Source organism: Streptomyces barringtoniae (assembly GCF_020819595.1).
In the GTDB taxonomy this organism is placed as follows: Bacteria; Actinomycetota; Actinomycetes; order Streptomycetales; family Streptomycetaceae; genus Streptomyces; species Streptomyces barringtoniae.
Genome location: NZ_JAJHNP010000059.1, coordinates 1 through 2,584 on the forward strand (window position 1 = coordinate 1; position 2,584 = coordinate 2,584).

Genomic DNA, 2,584 nt, shown 5'->3' on the forward strand with positions numbered 1-2,584 from the left:
GCGTGGAGGGCGGCGTCGAGGAGGGCCGGGTGCAGCCCGAAAGCACCGGCAGCATCAGCAGCCTGCTCCGGCAGCACCACCTCGGCGAACAACTCACCCCCACGCCGCCACACACCCCGCAACCCACGGAACACCGGCCCATACCCCAGACCCGACTCCGCAAGCTCCCCATACAACCCCTCCACCTCAACAGCCACCGCACCCTCCGGCGGCCACACCACAAGATCCCCCACACCCACGCCGGCACCGGAATCAGCAACGACGGACAACACACCCGTGGCATGCCGCACCCACGGCTCACCACCCACCGCATCACGCCGACGCGAAAACACCCCGAACGACCGCCGACCAGACCCGTCAGCAGCCTCCACCGACAACTGCACCCGCACACCAACGCCCTCAGGAAGCACCAACGGCGCCTCCAACGTCAGCTCCTCGACACCCCCACACCCCACACGCCCACCAGCATGCAACGCCAACTCCACGAACGCCGTACCAGGCAACACCACCTCACCCAGCACCACATGATCCGCAAGCCACCCCTGCACACCCGCCGACAACACACCCGTGAACAAAAACCCGTCACTGTCCGCCAACGCCACCGCAGCACCCAACAACGGATGACCCGCAACACCCAGACCGATCGACTCCGGGTCCCCGCTCACCAACGACGCGGTGTCGGGCCAGTAGCGCTCACGCTGGAACGCATAGGTGGGCAACTGGACACGGCGAGCACCGGTCCCGGCGAAGAACGTCTCCCACGCGACAGGGAGGCCGTGGACATGGGCCTGTGCAAGGGCAGCGGTCAGCGCTTCCGCCTCGGGACGCTCCCTCCTGAGCACAGGGAGGAACACCACGTCGTCGCCGTCGGCGACGCACTCCTGCGCCATGGCGGACAGGACACCGTCCGGACCCAGCTCGACGAAGGTCGTGACGCCCTCGGCCTCCAGCACCCGCACGCCGTCCAGGAACCGCACCGCATCCCGCACATGCCGCACCCAGAACTCCGGCGAGCAGATCTCCTCGACACCCACCACCGAACCAGTGAGGTTGGAAACCACCGGAAGACGCGGAGCGGCAAAGGCAAGCCCCTCGACGACGTCACGGAAGGCGTCCAGCATGCCGTCCATGTGCGGGGAGTGGAAGGCGTGACTGACCGTCAGGCGCTTCGTCTTGCGGCCCAGTTCCTCGAAACGGGCCGCGATCTCCAGTACCGCGTCCTCGTCACCCGCGACCACCACAGACACCGGACCGTTGACCGCCGCGATACTCACGGCATCGGTCAGGTACGGCGCCACCTCGTCCTCGGCGGCCTGCACCGCCACCATCGCACCACCGGACGGCAACTCCTGCATCAAACGGCCACGCGCCGCCACCAGCGTGCACGCGTCCTCCAGCGACAGCACACCCGCACAATGCGCCGCCGCGATCTCACCGATCGAATGACCGGAGAGGAAGTCCGGGCGCACACCCCACGACTCCAACAGCCGGAACAGCGCCACCTCCACCGCGAACAACGCAGGCTGCGTGAACGCCGTCCGGTCGATCAGCCCGGCATCGTCCCCGAACAGCACATCGAGGAGCGGCACCTGAAGGTGATGGTCAAGGTGAGCACACACCTCGTCCAGCGCATCCGCGAACACCGGATAGCCGTCGTAGAGCTCCCGGCCCATCCCCAGCCGCTGACTGCCCTGACCGGTGAACAAGAACGCCACCCCGCCCGGCTGCGGCACACCCGCCACGACCCCGGCAGCGCTTCCGCCACCAGCCACCGCATCCAGACCCGCCAGCAATCCCTCACGATCACCAGCGACCACAACCGCCCGCTGCTCCAGCGCGGCACGACCCGTCGCCAGGGAATAGGCGAGGTCGGTGCCGCGAACTGTGGCGTCCTCGTGGGCGAGGGCGTGCAGCCGGCCGGCCTGGGCGCGGAGGGCGTCGGTGTCCTTGGCCGACAGCACGTAGGGCAGCACCGGAAGCTCGTGGGTGCCGTCCGGGACCGTCTCGGTCTCCGGCTCGGGTGCCTGTTCGATGATGGTGTGGGCGTTGGTGCCGCTGATACCGAAGGACGACACACCGGCCCGGCGGGGACGGCCGGTCTCCGGCCACTCCCGCGCCTCGGTCAGCAGCTCCACCGCCCCGGCCGACCATTCGACGTGCGGCGTCGGCTCGTCGACGTGGAGCGTCTGCGGCAGCACGCCGTGCCGCATCGCCATCACCATCTTGATGATCCCCGCGACACCCGCCGCCGCCTGCGTGTGACCGATGTTCGACTTCACCGAGCCCAGCCACAACGGCCGGTCCTCAGCCCGCTCCTGCCCGTACGTCGCGAGCAGCGCCTGCGCCTCGATCGGGTCACCCAGCGTCGTACCCGTACCGTGCGCCTCCACCGCATCCACATCGGCGGCGGACAGCCCGGCACTCGCCAGCGCCTGACGGATCACCCGCTGCTGGGAGGGACCGTTCGGCGCCGTCAGACCATTACTCGCACCATCCTGATTGATCGCCGAACCCCGCACGACCGCCAGCACCGGGTGACCGTTCTTCCGGGCATCCGACAGCCGCTCCACCAGCAGCATGCCCA

General features: G+C 68.8%; 1 protein-coding gene. It reads right to left on the reverse strand.

What is annotated here, in order from left to right:
• The coding region (locus tag LMU33_RS40645) for a type I polyketide synthase (RefSeq protein WP_228627110.1) at nt 1-2,584 on the reverse strand (2,584 nt) is incomplete at both ends.